Below are 15,868 nucleotides of genomic sequence, written 5' to 3' on the forward strand. Positions count from 1 at the left end.
ATAGTATATAATAATAACTGGAGTTTAGTATAAATAGTTGGAGGGATATTATGCTGAAATTGATAAAAGGTGGAGAGGTTTATGCTCCTGATTATTTAGGCAAAAAGGATATATTATTGGTTGGAGATAAAATCGGGTATATAGAGGATGAGATAAGTATTCCTAAGGGTTTTGTAGATATAGAGATTATTGATGCTCATGAAAAATATGTAGTACCTGGATTTATAGATTCCCATGTTCATATATGCGGTGGTGGCGGAGAAGGAAGTTTCAAAACCCGAACACCAGAAATACAGCTTACAGATATAACCCTTGGAGGGGTTACTACTGTAATAGGGGTATTAGGTACAGATGGTACTACAAGGAATATGGCAAATCTAATAGCAAAGGCCAATGGCCTAGAAGAAGAAGGAATTACAACATATATATATACAGGTTCATATCAGGTTCCTATTAGGACCATAACAGGGAGTATTCAGGATGATATTATATTAATAGATAAAATAATTGGTGTAGGAGAAGTGGCCCTTTCAGACCATCGCTCCAGTCAGCCAACTATGGAAGATATTACCAGGGTAGCTGCAGAAGCTAGAGTGGGTGGAATATTATCAGGAAAAGCAGGAATAGTCAATATACATATGGGAGACGGAGATAGACAACTTGACTTTATAGAGGAAATAGTTAAAACTACTGAAATACCAATAACTCAGTTTCTTCCAACCCATATGGGAAGGAGTTTAAAACTATTTGAGAAATCTATTGAATATGCTAAAAAAGGTGGAATAGTTGATTTTACTACAAGTAGCGATAATAAAAATAGGGAGGAATGGGAAACCAAACCTAGTAGAGCATTGAAAACCCTATTAGAAGGGGAAGTATCTCCCAATAATATTACCTTCTCGTCAGATGGTCAAGGTAGCTTACCTAAATTTGATGAAGAAGGAAAGTTTATAGGATTAGGTATAGGAAAGGTTACATCCCTTTATAATGAAGTAAAAGATGCTATAATAGATGAAGGAGTTTCCCTAGACTTAGCCTTAAGAACAATAACTGCAAATACTGCTAATGTATTGAAACTCAGAAATAAAGGACATATTGAAGAAGGAAGGGATGGAGATATAGTAATCCTTGATAAAAACACCCTAGACATTGAAACAGTCATAGCTATGGGGGAGATTATGGTATTAGATGGAGAGGCTATAGTAAAGGGTACTTTTGAATAGCAGGTAGATTAGGGATTGTCTAGTAATAACATTCGAACTTATTAAATGGGGAAGGGATATATGTATCCCTCCCCTTACTTAATTATTAAAAATCTCCAAGGTTCTATCTAATATTCCATTTAGATAAGCGAGAACTATTCCATAATTGGTAATTGGAACTTTTTCTTCATTGCATAGCATTATTCGACTACCCATTTCTTTTCTATTCACCATACAGCCACCACAGTGAATGACTAAGCTATATTTATTTAGACTTTCACTGAAATCATAACCAGTTTTAAAATAGAAGTTAAATTCCTTTCTGGTTTTTTGTTGGAGAAGAGTGGGTATTTTCACTCTACCTATGTCCTCATGAGTAGTATTATGGGTGCAGTTTTCAGCTATAAGTATATTGTCTCCGTTCTTTAGATTTTCTATAGCTCTAACCCCATCTACTAGTTTTTGTAAATCTCCCTTATATCTAGCAAAGAGTATTGAAAATGAGGTTAACCTTATATACTTAGGCACTATATTATCAACCTTCTTAAATATTTGGGAGTCGGTTATAACTAAATCTATATCCTCTAAATCCTTCAAACCACTTTCAAGTTCCGTATCTCTTAGAACATAGCATTTAATTCCGTTATCTATGCAATCCCTTATAACCTGAACTTGGGGGAGTATTAGTCTTCCCTTAGGTGCTTGCTTATCTATGGGGACAACAAGAACAACCTTGCCGTTATAGGGTATTAAATCTCCAACAATAGGAGGGTCAGCTTCTATATCCTGTATCCTTCTTATTAATTCTTCCTTTAAAATATCAATGTTTATCCTTTTAGTTGAAGAAACAAATATAGCATTAGGATATTCCAATTTCAACTGATCTATATAATCTTTATTCACCATATCTATTTTATTCATAACAAGAATATAGGGTATATTGTATTTAGTAAATAACAGTTCCATACTATTTAAAGAATTTCTATCAATATCCATAATGTCCATAATATATATAGCTATATTGGTTCTTCTTGCAGTATCTAAACTTTTTTTGATTCTTAAGTTTCCCAATTCGCCCTCATCATCAATGCCTGCTGTATCAATAAATATAACTGGTCCAATTGGATTTAGCTCCATTGATTTTTTTACAGGATCTGTAGTGGTACCCTTTATTGAACTAACAATAGAGACTTCCTGTTCTGTTATAGCATTTAAAAGAGAGGACTTTCCAGAATTTCTCTTTCCATATATGGATATTGTAGGTTTATACATATACATCCCTTTTTCCTTCATCTATTAGTTTTAACTTTTCTTCAATCATTTTTTTCTTTTCAGGATTAATAGTTCCTATTTCTTTTAGTTCATTTTGAATCAATTTTTCTCCTGCTTTTTTTGTATCTTCTGAAGCATAATCTAAAAGGTACTCTTTAAAAGTTAGTATTCCATTGGGTATACAGAAGTTTTGAATATTACCTGGTTTTGCTATGTCCATAAAATCTTCTCCTGTCCTTCCAGATCTATAGCATGCGGTACAGAAGGAGGTTAAATATCCAAAATCACACATTTCTTTTATTACCTCATCAAGGGGACGGATATCACCCAGGTGGAATTGTTCTTTTTCTGGTATATAATCATCTTTTTTATATCCACCAATTCCAATTTTTGAGCCTGCGTCTATTTGAGATATTCCAAGGGGTATCATTTCCTTTCTAACTTCAGGAGTTTCTCTAGCAGTTAAAATCATTCCGGTATATGGGACTGAAAGGCGAATTATAGCAATTATTTTTTTGAAATCCTCATCAGAAACCTTATATTTTGTTTGATCATAGAATTCAGTATTGATAGCTGGCTCTATTCTTGGGAAGGATATGGTATGAGGTCCTACTCCAAAAGTTTCTTCTAAGTGAATAGCATGTAATAATAATCCCATTACTTCAAATTTCCAGTCATATAATCCAAATAAGGCTCCAATTCCAACATCGTCAATTCCAGCTTCCATAGCTCTATCAAGGCCGTACAATCTCCAAGAATAATCTCCCTTGATAGTTCCTTGAGGATGAAGTTTTTTGTAAATATCATGATTATAGGTTTCTTGAAATATTTGGAATGTGCCTATTCCTGCTTCTTTTAGCTTTTTATAGCCTTCTACATCCATAGGAGCTGCATTTATATTGACTCTCCTAATTTCGCCTTTTTCCTTTTTGGTTTCATATACTACTTTCATGGTTTCAGCTATAAAGTCAGCATCATAACAAGTATGTTCACCATAAACAAGAATCAATCTTTTATGGCCTTTACTTTCTAAAATCTCTATTTGTTCTTTTAATTCTTCTGCTGTTAGGGTTTTTCTAACTATAGCATCATTGTCTCTTCTAAATCCACAATACAAACAATTATTAATACATTTGTTTCCGATATATAGAGGTGCAAAGAACACAATCCTATTTCCATATATATCTTGTTTTAACTTTCTTGCAGCTTCAAATATCTCCTCTAATAGTTCTGGGTCTTCAACTTGGAGAAGCTTTGCAGTTTCAATAGGTTCCAGTCTTGTTTTATTTAGAGATTTATCAATTATATTCCTTATCTCTACTGGATCAGGATTTTTTCCTTTTTCGAGAAGGTCAAAAATCCCCCCATCGTCAATAAAATCTTTGTCATAAGTCCTAAAATTATACATAATGTTTCCTCCTTTATTTTTGCCAGTCAATATGATCACCACGTCCCATATCGATAACATAGCCAATATTGTTAATCCTTTTTTCAACAGTTTTTATTTCATTTACATCCCTAGATTCCTTATTTTTATAGATTTCATATTTTTTTCTTACCTGGATAGGAGAAAGATTTAGCATAAGTACATTACCTCCAGCTTTAATTCCCTTTTCAATTCCTTTTTCATCAAGGGTGTTCAAAGCAGTGGTTACTGGCATCAAAGCTTTTGGAACAAACAATCTTGTCAAGGCTAGAAGCAATAATGTTTTTTTGGTAGAACCAGGTTTCATATAAGAAAGAGGGGTTTGAGGATGAGGAACTAAAGGACCAATTCCTATCATCTCAGGATTCAATTCTTTCAAAAACAAAAGATTATCAGCTAATATCTCATTGTTTTCATTTGGAAGACCAACAATAAATCCTGCTCCTACTTGGTAACCAAGTTTTTTTAGATTATAAAGACAGTTTTTCCTATTTTCAAAATTCATATTGGGATGAAGGGTATTATAGAGATTAGGTGTAGCTGTTTCATGACGCAATAGAAACCTATCCACTCCAGCATTGAAGAACATCTCATATTCATTGTAGCCTCTCTCTCCAATAGATAAGGTTAATGCAGTATCAGGAAATGTATCTTTTATTTCCCTAATAATTTCTACCATGAATTCATCTGTATAATATATATCCTCACCACTTTGTAGTACAAAGGTTCTATATCCTAAATTGTGAGCACCTTCAAGGCAATAAATAATTTCATCCTTTGAGAGCCTATATCTATCTACACTTTTGTTATCCTTTCTAATACCGCAATAGATGCAATTATTTCTACAGTAATTAGAAAATTCCATAAGTCCCCTTATGAATATTCTGTTACCATATACCTTTTTAACAGTATTTTCAGCCATTTCAAATATATAAGGGTATGTATCTTCATCTATATTATCCAATAGGTACATTATCTCTTCTTTTTCAAGATAATTTTTTTTATATAATTTATCTAATAGTTTTATCATCAATCTATTTCCTTTTTAGAGATAGAAGTTTTAACAATACAGTTGTCTAAATTTCCAAGTTTTCCTGTCAAGCTATTTATCTCATCTAGTGTTCCTACAACAGTAATGGAAATTACGGATATATCCTCATCATGAAATGGGATTCCCATTCTTCCACGAATAATGTCCTTATAATTAGAGACAAGTTTGTTAAAATCAAATTGGATTTTTTCAGGTTCTTCCAATATGGCGCTTATGACAGCTATTCTCTTTTTCAAAGCAATTCCTCCTTTCCAAATAAAAAAACTTCCCCGAAAGGAAGTTAGGCACAATTTTAATCCTAAATCCCTTTCAGAATAGATTACTCTATATCTGTTAGGTATTAGTTATGTTTTGAATCTAATTAGATTAAGGTTTCCCTCAAAACAATTAGATGTATATGATACAATTTTAACAATCAAAGGGTAGAAAGTCAAATAAAAATAATAATATTATAAAAATTTTGAAAATGTGAAAAGATAATATAGATTAGAATTTTAATATAAGCTAGAAAGGATGATAGTATGAATTTTGACAATATTATAGAGAAAAGGTCGGTTAATGAGGGGGTCCATAATCTGGTATTGGAGATTTCTGCTGATGAATATAGAAAGGACTATGATGAATACAATAAGGATTATGCTTTAAATATTTTAGAAAGACATTTGGAAAATAGAGGGGATGATGGAAGGCCATCAGATGTGGAGATTAGCTATAGTGGTAAGGATAATATTGTAAGGATTTATGCAAGAGTAAATTATCTAGGGAATGACCATACAACATATAGATTTACTTAAAGAAGAGACACTCCTAATAATATTGGGAGTGTCTCTTTTCTAATAAAAAATTCGCAATATTTGACAAATAATAAATTATAATATAATTATATTAAGTAAGGGATAAAGATTTTAGGATAAAGGGGGGATATCTGTGGGATTTAAACAAATAGTTACAGGAATAGGGCTTAAATTTCTTGGAAAGGGATTGGTTTCTTGTTCTAAAATAGAGAAGATGATTCAGAAAGAGTTAGAGTTTTATGAAGATGGATTTACTATTGAATTAAAGGTTTTTAATACGGACACTAAAGTTGCTGTAGAAAAGGTTGGAGACAAACTTAAATATCTAGGAAGCAAGTATACTAAAACTCCAGACCTTTCCATTGCCTTTAAAAGTTATGAAGCAGCGTTACTAATGATTTTAGGACAAATCGGAGTCTATGAAGGTTATGCTCAGCATCGATTTATCGTAAAAGGAGATTTAATTGCCAGTATGCCTTTCATACGTATCTTATATTATGTAGAAGCTTATCTATTTCCTAGATTCATTTCTAAAAAAATTCTAAAAGAAATTCCAGAACTATCATCGCCTAAAGTAAAGGCCTATATTCGATTAATAGCTTAATAAGAGAGGAGATTTAATATGTTACCTGAATATTATGAGTTTAAAAACTCGGTAAAAATCATTTCTGGGAAGAATGCTTTAGAGAATATTCCTTTTGAACTAAGTAACCTAGAAGCTAACAGACCTCTTATCTTAACCACTAAATCCATGATTAGAAACGGACAATTAAATATTGTTACAAATGCTATGGAAAATGCTAATATAGAAATAGGACTTATCTTTAAGGACATTCCTCAAGATTCTTCTGTAGAGATGGTAAATAGAATTAGTCAGTTATATAAGGATAATAACTGTGATAGCATAGTAGCTATGGGAGGAGGTTCAGTAATAGATACGGCTAAGGGGGTTAATATGCTGGTATCTACTAATGCTACTGACTTAAAAGAGTATATGGGATTGGAAATATTAGGAGGAAAGCTAAAACCCTTTATTGTAGTACCTAGTACCTCGGGTACAGGTTCGGAAGCTACTTTGGTTTCTGTAATTGCAGATACAACTAGAAAGGTGAAGATGGAATTTATCTCCTACAGTATACTACCGGATGTAGCAGTATTAGACCCTCGAATGACAGTAACCCTTCCACCTAAGCTAACGGCCTCTACTGGGATGGATGCCTTAACCCATAGTATAGAAGCCTTTAGTGGTTTTCAAAAGAATCCAATAAGCGATGTTTATGCTTTAACATCCATCGAATTAATTTCCAATTATCTTGAAAAAGTAGTAGTTGACGGAAAAAATGAAGAAGCAAGACTTGCCTTGGCTAATGGTTCATTAATGGCAGGTATAGCCTTTTCCAATTCCATGGTAGGAATAGTCCATGCCATTGGACATGCTTGTGGAGGAGTTTCTAATGTACCCCATGCAGAAGCTATGGCAATACTACTTCCTCATTGCATGAATCTAAATTTAGAACTATGTGAAGGAGAATATGCTAGAATACTTCTAGCCTTTTCAGGTTCAGAGGTTTATAGCCAAACTCCTAAGGAAGAGCGAGGAAGACGGTGTATAGATGAAATCCGCAAATTTATAAATAAATTCAATGAAATTTGTGGATTACCCACTAAACTTAGAGATGTAGGAGTGAACAAAGAGGATTTGGAAACCATTGCAAAGACTGCAATAAATGATGGTGCTGCCATTGTAAATCCAGTAGAAGTTACTTTTGATAGAGTTATGAATATATTAGAGGAGGCTTATTAATAGGTAAACATTCACAAAATGTGAAGTAGGGGGGATTAGATGACTAAATATGGTGGGTATATGGGTAAAGTATTAGTCATAGATGTAAGGAATCGGACTACCAGTCTATACCCTTGGTCAGATAGAGATAGAGAAGATTATATTGGTGGCAAGATAATGGCTGCTAAAATAATTAGGGACAATGTAAACCCTGATGTAAATGCCTTTCATGAAGAAAATATAATAGTCATAAGTACAGGCCCTTTAACTGGAACCAATGCTCCAGCTTCAAGTAGATTTAATATATCCACTATTTCTCCATTAACAGGATTACTCACATCTTCAAATTGCGGAGGAAATTTTGGATTATCCTTAAAAAGAGCAGGATATGATGCATTGATAATTAAAAATAAATCCCAATCTCCCATATGGATAGAGATTACCGAGGAAAAAGTATTATTTCATGATGCAAAAGATTTATGGGGGAAAAAGGTTAGTATAACTCAGGAGGCTTTAGATTCAAAGGCTGGGAAAATTGTTATAGGACCTGCAGGAGAGAATTTAGTAAAATATGCAAGTATATTTAGTGGAGAAAGGGCTGCTGGAAGAGGAGGAACAGGAGCAGTTATGGGTAGCAAGAATATAAAGGCTATAATTACTAAAGGAAATCTTAGACCCAAAATTGCAGAATCTGAAAAAACTAAAGAGTTTTATAAAAAATGGATACATACATTAAGAAACCATCCTTTAACAGGGGAACAACTGCCAACTTTAGGTACAGCAGGATTAGTTAGTTTGATGCAGCATAGAAATATATTAGCTACTAAGAATTTTAAATATGGTCAATACGATGATTTTGAAATGGTATCTGGAGAAAGGTTAAGGAAGGATTTTCTAATTAGAAACAAAGGGTGCGTTACATGCCCTATACAATGTGGACGTCAAGTAGAAATTGATGGCAAAATAGTTAAAGGGCCAGAATTAGAAACCATAGGCCTTTTAGGACCAAATTTACTTAATAAGGATTTAGAGTTAATATTGAGATGGAATTTAGAACTAGATGAATTGGGAATGGATACTATTAGTACAGGTGGAACTATAGCTTTTGCCATGGAATTAAATGAAAAGGGATTATGGGAAAACCACCTAGAGTTTGGGAAAACAGAGAATATATCCGAGATATTTGAAGATGTTGCCTACAGAAGGGGTATAGGAGATGAATTAGCTGAAGGAAGTAGATATCTTTCAGAAAAATATGGAGGTAGTGAATTTGCCATAAACTCAAAGGGAATGGAGCTTTCTGCTTATGAACCTAGGTCTGCTATAGGTCAAGGATTAGGCTATGCAGTATCTAATAGGGGGGGTTGCCATTTAAATGCTGGATATATGGTATTATTTGAAGGATTGGGACTTAGTATTGACCCTTACTCTAAAAAAGGCAAAGCTGAATTAACTATCCTGACACAAAATATTATGGAGGCTACTTCTTCAGCAGGGAATTGTCTATTTACCCTTTATGCAATGCTACCAAGGGGTTTAATTAAGAATCCCAACAGTAAAATAACTAGGTTTACTAATAAACTATTGACTACCAGTTTTGTTGCCAATATTGTAAAACTTATAAATATAGCAAATGAGAAATTATTACCAATTAAACTTCCTCAAATACCTCAAATAAAAGCCATTGAATTGGTAACGGGTATGAAGATGAACGTTGGCAAACTAAAGAATATAGGAGATAGGGGATATAACTTAGAGAGAATATATAATGTGGAAAGGGGAATAACATCAAAAGATGATACTCTGCCAGATAGGCTTATAAAAGTCAAACAAAAAGAAGATGAGCCAAATAGCTATGTACCATTAGAGGAACTAAAACAAAGGTATTATGAAATCAGACAATGGAACCAAAATGGAATACCTAAAGAGGCTAAATTGGAAAAACTAAAACTGATAGAATGAGGGAGAACTTCAATGGCTAAAGTTAAATTATATGGTATCTACAGCACTAAAGTAGAGAATAATCAATTGATAATAGAAGCTAAAAACGTTGAAGAGCTACTACTCAAAGTATCTGAATTGGAGCCTAATTTGAGTATAAAAGAGCTTAAAAGAAGTCTAATATTTGTAAACAATAAGAATATTACAGAGTTGAGCATGTTTAAAACTAAAATAGAGCATAATGACAATATAAGCATATTATCACCTATTGCTGGGGGATAAACCTGAAGTGAAATTTCAAGGAGGGAGAGGTATGTTTAGGGATCGTAATGAAGCTGGATTGAAATTGGCTGAGAAGCTGATTAAATACAGAGATGATTCTAATTCCATAGTTTTCGGTATCCCTCGAGGAGGAGTAGTTGTTGCAGGAGAAATATGCAAAGAATTAAACCTTCCCTTAGACATTGTTGTAACAAGGAAAGTAGGGGCTCCTTTTAATGATGAGTTAGTATATGTAATATCCCAAGAACCCTTTTATGCAGTAGGTCAATTTTATGAAAGGTTTTTTCCAGTATCAGATGAAGAAGTTATAAAAATATTAAGGAAATACAAAGGCTAACACAAATTTGTCGTCCACCCCGTATTATCAAGATGTGGAATTTGATATCAGACTACCCATAAGGAATTGAAACTTGAAATTGGTATTATAAGAGTTTAAATATATAACAAAGACTTAGAATGTATGATATAATATTATAACTAGGAAACCGAGATTGGAGGTATGGGAATGACCAACGAAGAATTTCAAAAAATAGTATTAGGGGAACTTAGAAAATTAAACGAAAAGGTAGGAAACTTAGAGCAGGGACAAATGAAACTAGAGCAAGGGCAAGTGAAACTAGAGCAGGGACAAGAAGAAATAAGAAAGGATTTAAAGGCAGTAATCGAACAAACTGCTGATTTAACTGAATTTAGGGAAGAAATTAATACAAAAGTAGATAAAATAATAGAGGAATTAAATACAATAGAAATAGTCACATCAAAGAATTGGAATGATATAGCAAAGCTAAAATCAATAAAATAGTTATAAAAAAGAACTCTTTAAATAAGGGTTCTTTTTTATTAAGGAGGAAAACATTATAATATTTAAATTTTGTATTTTCCTTTAATTTTACCTTTTCTTAATCATTAAAACCATTGGAATTGGTAATTATTATATTTTCTTGAAGTAGATATAATTATAATATGATATAATGGAAGATAAATATTGAAGCTAAAGGTGGTAGATATATGGGTTATTTATTATAGGGATTTATACTAGGTTTTGGGTATGTAGCACCTATTGGGATAAAAAATCTATACATAATAAGTTCAGCTCAAAGGAATTAACTAGAGACATGGAGATTACAAGCCTAGGCAAATTTTTGTCTGGGTTTTCTTTCTAATGAGTAAAACATATGAATAGAAATGAGGGATGATAATGGAATGGGCAATTATAGGGACATGGAAAATGGCATTAGAAGGTATTGAAAAGGCTGGAGCTCATCGCATAGAGCTAAATAATGCCATGTATTTAGGAGGCTTAACTCCTTCTTTAGGTACCATAGAGTTAGTAGTCGAAAATTGCTAAGATTAAAACCAGAAAATCAATCTTTACCCGATTTAGATGAATTAAAATCTCTAGTAACGGAAAAGACAAAGGTCATATGCATAAATAATCCAAACAATCCAAGTGGTTCCTAGCAAAGCTTTTTATATGGAAGGTTGTTTTAGAATTGGATATGCCTTCGATAAAACCCATTTAATTACAGGGCTTAATAAAATATCAGAGTATATGGATAAATTGGAACAAGCTTAGATTAATAGACAAAGGGACAAAAGCTTGTCCACTATTTTTTAGTTCCTACCCCTAGGATTTATTGATAAAACTATTTCCCTATGATACAATAGCAAAAAAACTAAGTCTATTTTAAATTCTAATCAAATTTTAATTTTTCTTGAATTGTTTTTGAACTTTCTGCTGCTATAATGAAACCATATCAAATAACAGGAGGTTATATTTATGGTAACTTTAGATCAAGTGGAAAAATTGCGTCAGAGAGCCAATATTTCTTATGACGAGGCCAAGGCAGCTCTTGAAGAAACCAATGGGGATATTCTAGAAGCAATAATAAATCTTGAAAAAGAGAATCGCATTAAGTTACCTGAAGGAGGGGGCTATTACAATTCGAGAAATACAGATCAAAATAGGGAATATGATGACTCTGGTATAAATATGAAGAAAGAATCCTTTGGATTAAAAATAATCTATACTATTCGGGGAGTGGGGTATGCAATAAAATATGAATAGAAAAAATGGAGCATCAACCAATATAACTACAAAAATACGTTCATCTCTTGTAATAAAACTCAATTTAGGAATGATGGGTAGATTGCTTTCTGGTTTTCTAGCAGTTAATGTCCTTATTATTCTAATGAGTTTTTTTGTTATTCTATGGAAATCAGAGGAAGGAATTCAAGATATAATTGAAATAATAAAACAATCTCCTGATAATATTGAGTCCATATATTATAGAAAGGGAAAGTATAAGATTTTAGTAGGAGAAGAGCCTGGAAAAGGTGTTAAACTTCCAAAAGATATTCAAAATCGTTTACCAGTAGAGATAAATGATGCAAAGCGAAGTTTTAAAATATCAGAAACTCATAAAGGCATGAGACTTTTAGATAAAGTATATTCCATTAAATATATTGTAGGGTTTCCCTTGGATAACTCCTATTATCAAATAATATATTTATTGGGCTCAGATTTGAAACTATTCTTGTATTTGTTTTCCCTCACATTGATTTTTGAATTATTAATACTAATTGGTAGCATAGATAAAGGTTCTAAGGCCATAAGAAAGACCCTTCAACCTATAGCTGAGTTAGCAGAAACTGCTAAAAGCCTTAATGCAGAAGTATCATCTATAGGCTCTAAGACAAATGGTACTTATATTAAGGATTTAGCTGGGGTTATCAGTAATATTGATGCCAATAGGCTAGATAGTCACATATCTATAGATAGTTCTCAAGATGAGCTTAAGGACTTAGCCTCTGCAATAAATGGCATGCTAAACCGTATTAATGATTCCTATCAATCTCAGGTAAGGTTTGTTTCTGATGCATCCCATGAGCTTAGAACACCTATATCCGTCATACAGGGTTATGTTAATCTTTTGGACCGCTGGGGGAAAAAAGATGAGAAGACTTTGCAAGAGTCAATCGATGCAATTAAATCTGAGACAGAAAATATGAAGGATTTGGTGGAACAGCTTCTATTCCTAGCACGAGGAGATAACGAAACAATTCAGCTTCATAAGGAAGTTTTCGATAGTTGTGAAACAATGGATGAGATAATTCGTGAAACACAAATCATCGATAATAGTCATATTTTTGAAGTTGACATAAATAGACCAGCCTATATTAATGCAGATAAACAGCTTTTAAAGCAAGCCATTAGAATACTTGTAGATAATAGTATAAAGTTTACCCCTAGTGGAGATAAGATTATCCTGAGAATTGTTAAAAAAGATAGTAATATTCATATTGTAGTTCAGGATACTGGAATTGGTATAGAACCAGAAGCTTTACCCCATATATTCGACCGATTTTATCGTTCAGATGAATCTAGAGCAAGAAAGACAGGAGGTTCTGGATTAGGTTTATCGATAGCCAAATGGATAATAGAACGTCACGGAGCCTATTTTGAGATATTGAGTAGGGTTGATATCGGTACTCGAATAACCATAGTCTTCCCTGAAGAAGTAGTAAAAGAAGTAATCATTAATGAAACTAAATAGATTGTTATTTAGATATAAACAAAAAGCCTTGAAGATATTGATTACAAATCATCTACCCACTGAATTATCCTATTAGCCACAACCTCTATATCATCATTATAAAATACCTTACTGTATTTTCTATTATTATACTCGTACATGGGGTCATAATATTTAACCATTAGCTCTTCTGCTACAGGTCTATATTGATGTTCCTCTATAAGTTTTATATATCTATCTATATTATTATCACCTAAATGTTTCCTTAAATGTTCCAAGGATTCTATAAGTTCTTTGTCCGTATTGTGCACATAGGAATCTAAGATGTTATTAATCCTTGTTTCCATATCAGTTTCAATTTTGATATTAATACCATTGTTCATGGCTTCAAATAGATATTCGGGTATTATGTCTTTTCCTATTCTTCTACTTTCACCCTCAACAAATACCAAATTTGTTTTCCTATTTATTAATGATTGGTATAGGAGAGATTCAAACATCTTTTGAGTGTTTTGTTTACCAAGACCTACATTTCCAAGGATAGAACCCCTATGATTAGCACAACCTTCAAGGTCTAGTACATCCATTCCTTTTGTTTTAAGTTTTTCCAAAATACGTGTTTTACCTGTTCCTGTATTGCCATATAGTACAACGAATTGGATATTCTTTATTAAGTCTGGAAGGTGATTATAGATATGTTTTCTATAATATTTATAGCCACCTTCTATCTTGAAGGCATTTATTCCAATAGAGTCAAAAAGAGAGACTAAAGAGCTGCTCCTCATTCCTCCTCTAGCACAGAAAAATGCTAATTTATCATATTTATGGTTAAGTTTATAAACTTCTTCATAAATTTTGGGAAGTTTTTTTGATGCAAACTCTATTCCAATCCTTTTGGCTTTTTCCACACTTTCCTGATTATAGACTGTACCTATTGTGCATCTTTCCTCATCATTAAAAATTGGAATATTTATAGCACCTGGAATGGTTTCGGCTTCATATTCTGATGGGCTTCTTACATCAATAAACACATAGCTTGTATCTACCCAGTTTTTTTCTATTTCTTCATATTTAATTGATTTAAACAAAATAATCCCTTCTTCTAGCCAAATACTAAAATGATTGACTTAAATATTAGTTCAACTTGTTTAGGTAATAGTTTCAATGTTTCTCAACTCAGAACTAACGTTCCAGAACTTATTATAGCATAAATATAGGTAATTAACAACGGAAAATATGAGAGATAACTTCTAATACCTATATATTAACCGTTAGAAGTGAGAATTATTATATATGATATCCCAGGGAATATGGTCTGGTTTATTATGTAGAGTATATATAATAAATATATGGTATAATAGAATGCAAATATTGAAGTTTAAGGGGATAGATATATGGGTTATTTATTACAGGGATTGGTGTTAGGTTTTGGATATGTAGCACCTATAGGGATGCAAAATTTATACGTAATAAACTCAGCTATAAGAGAAAGTAGAAAGAAAGCCTATAGAGTAACTTTTACAACAATATTTTTTGACATCACCCTTGCGTTAGCTTGTTTTTTTGGAATTGGGTTATTATTAGACAAAGTGCCCATATTGGAGGGGGTTATAGTTTTATTAGGTAGTATAGTGGTAATCTATATAGGTTACAGTATTATTAAATCTTCTCCAGAAATATCTACAGAAATAGAAGTTGAAAAACCCTTTATTAATATTTTGAGAGACACTTTTGTTGTTACCTGGTTAAACCCTCAGGCAATTATTGATGGGTCTTTGTTATTAGGCGGATACCAAGCCTACGTACCTGATAATATGAGTAAATATTTTATATTAGGATTTTGTTTAGCTTCATTTTTATGGTTTTTTTCATTATCTACTATAGTATCCATGTTTCAAAAAAAGATAGACAAGAATTTCATAAAGTGGATTAATATTATTTGTGGTATCATAATTATTTTCTTTGGTTTTAGATTAGGATATTCTTTTTTAAAGGAGTTTTTCTTCTAAAAATATTAATTTATAAAGGAAGTGTTAAATATGGAGTTTAAAAAATTTGGAAGTAAATATGTACTTAGGTTGGAGAAAGGTGAGGAGATAGTAGATTCTATTAAAACCCTATGTGAAAAAGAAGGAATAAAATTAGGTAGTATCTCTGGCATTGGGGCTACCAATAAAGTAGTGGTAGGTTTATTTGAAACAAGCACCAAAGAATACCACTCAAAAGAATTGATTGGGGATATGGAGATCACAAGTCTTTTAGGAAATATATCTCAAAAGGATGGGGAAGTCTATCTTCATCTTCACATTACTTTGGCAGATGGTAATTATAATGTACATGGTGGACATTTGACTTCAGCAGTAATTAGTGCCACAGGAGAGATAATAATAGATACAATAGATGGCGTAGTAGATAGGGAATTCAATGAAGAAGTTGGATTAAATCTTTTTAAATTTTAATATTAATAAAGCCTAGACAAATTTGTCTAGGTTTTATTAATATAATAAAAGGGGAATCATAAATCTTTTTAACTTATTTGGACATTTTTGTGGCAATTTAGTAAAATAAAGATAAATAGAAG

At 32.3% G+C, this 15,868-nt stretch carries 19 protein-coding genes; 14 read left to right on the forward strand and 5 right to left on the reverse strand.

Translation table 11 applies throughout. The features are described 5' to 3' along the window. The first annotated feature begins 50 nt into the window (after positions 1-50). Positions 51-1,223 carry a beta-aspartyl-peptidase gene (gene iadA, locus C3E90_RS10060; protein WP_236915521.1) on the forward strand — a complete coding sequence of 391 codons (1,173 nt, stop codon included), beginning with the start codon at positions 51-53 and terminating at the stop codon, positions 1,221-1,223. 78 nt (positions 1,224-1,301) lie between these two features. Here the strand turns inward: iadA and hydF are convergent, their stop codons facing one another. Genes hydF through C3E90_RS10080 form a run of 4 tightly spaced genes read right to left on the reverse strand, consistent with a single transcriptional unit; the run spans position 1,302 to position 5,187 of the window. Further along, positions 1,302-2,480, reverse strand: a complete 1,179-nt coding sequence (gene hydF, locus C3E90_RS10065) for a [FeFe] hydrogenase H-cluster maturation GTPase HydF (protein ID WP_236915523.1) — start codon at positions 2,478-2,480, stop codon at positions 1,302-1,304. Then, a complete protein-coding gene (hydG, locus tag C3E90_RS10070; protein WP_236915524.1) occupies positions 2,467-3,882 on the reverse strand; it encodes a [FeFe] hydrogenase H-cluster radical SAM maturase HydG in 1,416 nt (471 codons plus the stop codon). Before hydG ends, hydF begins: the two co-directional genes overlap by 14 nt. Before the next feature lie 13 nt (positions 3,883-3,895). After that, entirely contained in the window at positions 3,896-4,930 is a 1,035-nt protein-coding gene (hydE, locus tag C3E90_RS10075) for a [FeFe] hydrogenase H-cluster radical SAM maturase HydE (protein WP_236915525.1), read from the reverse strand. Further along, positions 4,930-5,187 (reverse strand): TM1266 family iron-only hydrogenase system putative regulator, encoded by a 258-nt coding sequence (locus C3E90_RS10080; RefSeq protein ID WP_236915526.1) that lies wholly within the window; start codon positions 5,185-5,187, stop codon positions 4,930-4,932. The genes hydE and C3E90_RS10080 overlap by 1 nt, the downstream gene beginning before the upstream one ends. Positions 5,188-5,472: 285 nt before the next feature. On the opposite strand from C3E90_RS10080, the gene C3E90_RS10085 reads away from it, so the two are divergent. The 11 genes from C3E90_RS10085 (at position 5,473) to C3E90_RS10135 (ending at position 13,308) form a co-directional block, all read left to right on the forward strand. After that, positions 5,473-5,745 carry a hypothetical protein gene (locus C3E90_RS10085; protein WP_236915527.1) on the forward strand — a complete coding sequence of 91 codons (273 nt, stop codon included), beginning with the start codon at positions 5,473-5,475 and terminating at the stop codon, positions 5,743-5,745. Positions 5,746-5,878: 133 nt separating this feature from the next. Continuing rightward, on the forward strand, positions 5,879-6,349 hold the full coding sequence (locus C3E90_RS10090) for a hypothetical protein (protein WP_236915528.1): 471 nt from the start codon (positions 5,879-5,881) through the stop codon (positions 6,347-6,349). A gap of 18 nt (positions 6,350-6,367) precedes the next feature. Next, positions 6,368-7,549 (forward strand): iron-containing alcohol dehydrogenase, encoded by a 1,182-nt coding sequence (locus C3E90_RS10095; RefSeq protein WP_236915530.1) that lies wholly within the window; start codon positions 6,368-6,370, stop codon positions 7,547-7,549. Positions 7,550-7,588: 39 nt separating this feature from the next. After that, positions 7,589-9,490: an aldehyde ferredoxin oxidoreductase family protein gene (locus tag C3E90_RS10100; protein WP_236915531.1), complete on the forward strand. Its 1,902-nt coding sequence runs from the start codon at positions 7,589-7,591 to the stop codon at positions 9,488-9,490. A gap of 12 nt (positions 9,491-9,502) precedes the next feature. Further along, positions 9,503-9,751: a MoaD/ThiS family protein gene (locus C3E90_RS10105; RefSeq protein WP_236915532.1), complete on the forward strand. Its 249-nt coding sequence runs from the start codon at positions 9,503-9,505 to the stop codon at positions 9,749-9,751. A 31-nt stretch (positions 9,752-9,782) separates the two neighbouring features. Continuing rightward, entirely contained in the window at positions 9,783-10,088 is a 306-nt protein-coding gene (locus C3E90_RS10110) for a phosphoribosyltransferase family protein (RefSeq protein WP_236915533.1), read from the forward strand. Positions 10,089-10,256: 168 nt separating this feature from the next. After that, positions 10,257-10,553 carry a plasmid stabilization protein gene (locus C3E90_RS10115; RefSeq protein WP_236915534.1) on the forward strand — a complete coding sequence of 99 codons (297 nt, stop codon included), beginning with the start codon at positions 10,257-10,259 and terminating at the stop codon, positions 10,551-10,553. Positions 10,554-10,949: 396 nt separating this feature from the next. Beyond that, positions 10,950-11,099, forward strand: a complete 150-nt coding sequence (locus tag C3E90_RS10120; protein WP_236915535.1) for a copper homeostasis protein CutC — start codon at positions 10,950-10,952, stop codon at positions 11,097-11,099. Then, positions 11,093-11,212, forward strand: a complete 120-nt coding sequence (locus C3E90_RS10125; protein WP_236915537.1) for an aminotransferase class I/II-fold pyridoxal phosphate-dependent enzyme — start codon at positions 11,093-11,095, stop codon at positions 11,210-11,212. The genes C3E90_RS10120 and C3E90_RS10125 overlap by 7 nt, the downstream gene beginning before the upstream one ends. Before the next feature lie 319 nt (positions 11,213-11,531). After that, complete coding sequence (locus C3E90_RS13620) at positions 11,532-11,819, forward strand: hypothetical protein (RefSeq protein ID WP_442870577.1); 288 nt, start codon at positions 11,532-11,534, stop codon at positions 11,817-11,819. Then, the gene (locus C3E90_RS10135; RefSeq protein WP_236915538.1) at positions 11,812-13,308 is read left to right on the forward strand and encodes a sensor histidine kinase; all 1,497 of its coding nucleotides are present in this window, start codon (positions 11,812-11,814) and stop codon (positions 13,306-13,308) included. The genes C3E90_RS13620 and C3E90_RS10135 overlap by 8 nt, the downstream gene beginning before the upstream one ends. A 41-nt stretch (positions 13,309-13,349) precedes the next feature. On the opposite strand, the gene mnmH is transcribed toward C3E90_RS10135, so the two are convergent. Continuing rightward, a complete protein-coding gene (mnmH, locus tag C3E90_RS10140; protein WP_236915540.1) occupies positions 13,350-14,375 on the reverse strand; it encodes a tRNA 2-selenouridine(34) synthase MnmH in 1,026 nt (341 codons plus the stop codon). Between the two features lie 306 nt (positions 14,376-14,681). Here mnmH and C3E90_RS10145 point away from each other — a divergent pair, with 306 nt between their 5' ends. Together C3E90_RS10145 and C3E90_RS10150 are read left to right on the forward strand one after the other, a co-directional pair. After that, positions 14,682-15,296 (forward strand): LysE/ArgO family amino acid transporter, encoded by a 615-nt coding sequence (locus tag C3E90_RS10145; RefSeq protein WP_236915541.1) that lies wholly within the window; start codon positions 14,682-14,684, stop codon positions 15,294-15,296. Positions 15,297-15,326: 30 nt separating this feature from the next. Next, entirely contained in the window at positions 15,327-15,746 is a 420-nt protein-coding gene (locus C3E90_RS10150; RefSeq protein WP_236915542.1) for a PPC domain-containing DNA-binding protein, read from the forward strand. The last annotated feature ends 122 nt before the right edge of the window (positions 15,747-15,868 follow it).

This window comes from Clostridium sp. Cult2, assembly GCF_021655075.1.
Classification (GTDB): Bacteria; Bacillota; Clostridia; order Tissierellales; family Tepidimicrobiaceae; genus Schnuerera.

Excerpts from the sequence above, each read along its gene's own strand:
- iadA (WP_236915521.1), top strand. The coding sequence starts at position 51 with ATGCTGAAATTGATAAAAGGTGGAGAGGTTTATGCTCCTGATTATTTA.
- hydF (WP_236915523.1), bottom strand. The coding sequence starts at position 2,480 with ATGTATATGTATAAACCTACAATATCCATATATGGAAAGAGAAATTCT.
- hydG (WP_236915524.1), bottom strand. The coding sequence starts at position 3,882 with ATGTATAATTTTAGGACTTATGACAAAGATTTTATTGACGATGGGGGG.
- hydE (WP_236915525.1), bottom strand. The coding sequence starts at position 4,930 with ATGATAAAACTATTAGATAAATTATATAAAAAAAATTATCTTGAAAAA.
- C3E90_RS10085 (WP_236915527.1), top strand. The coding sequence starts at position 5,473 with ATGAATTTTGACAATATTATAGAGAAAAGGTCGGTTAATGAGGGGGTC.
- C3E90_RS10095 (WP_236915530.1), top strand. The coding sequence starts at position 6,368 with ATGTTACCTGAATATTATGAGTTTAAAAACTCGGTAAAAATCATTTCT.
- C3E90_RS10100 (WP_236915531.1), top strand. The coding sequence starts at position 7,589 with ATGACTAAATATGGTGGGTATATGGGTAAAGTATTAGTCATAGATGTA.
- C3E90_RS10105 (WP_236915532.1), top strand. The coding sequence starts at position 9,503 with ATGGCTAAAGTTAAATTATATGGTATCTACAGCACTAAAGTAGAGAAT.
- C3E90_RS10110 (WP_236915533.1), top strand. The coding sequence starts at position 9,783 with ATGTTTAGGGATCGTAATGAAGCTGGATTGAAATTGGCTGAGAAGCTG.
- C3E90_RS10115 (WP_236915534.1), top strand. The coding sequence starts at position 10,257 with ATGACCAACGAAGAATTTCAAAAAATAGTATTAGGGGAACTTAGAAAA.
- C3E90_RS10120 (WP_236915535.1), top strand. The coding sequence starts at position 10,950 with ATGGAATGGGCAATTATAGGGACATGGAAAATGGCATTAGAAGGTATT.
- C3E90_RS13620 (WP_442870577.1), top strand. The coding sequence starts at position 11,532 with ATGGTAACTTTAGATCAAGTGGAAAAATTGCGTCAGAGAGCCAATATT.
- C3E90_RS10135 (WP_236915538.1), top strand. The coding sequence starts at position 11,812 with ATGAATAGAAAAAATGGAGCATCAACCAATATAACTACAAAAATACGT.
- C3E90_RS10145 (WP_236915541.1), top strand. The coding sequence starts at position 14,682 with ATGGGTTATTTATTACAGGGATTGGTGTTAGGTTTTGGATATGTAGCA.
- C3E90_RS10150 (WP_236915542.1), top strand. The coding sequence starts at position 15,327 with ATGGAGTTTAAAAAATTTGGAAGTAAATATGTACTTAGGTTGGAGAAA.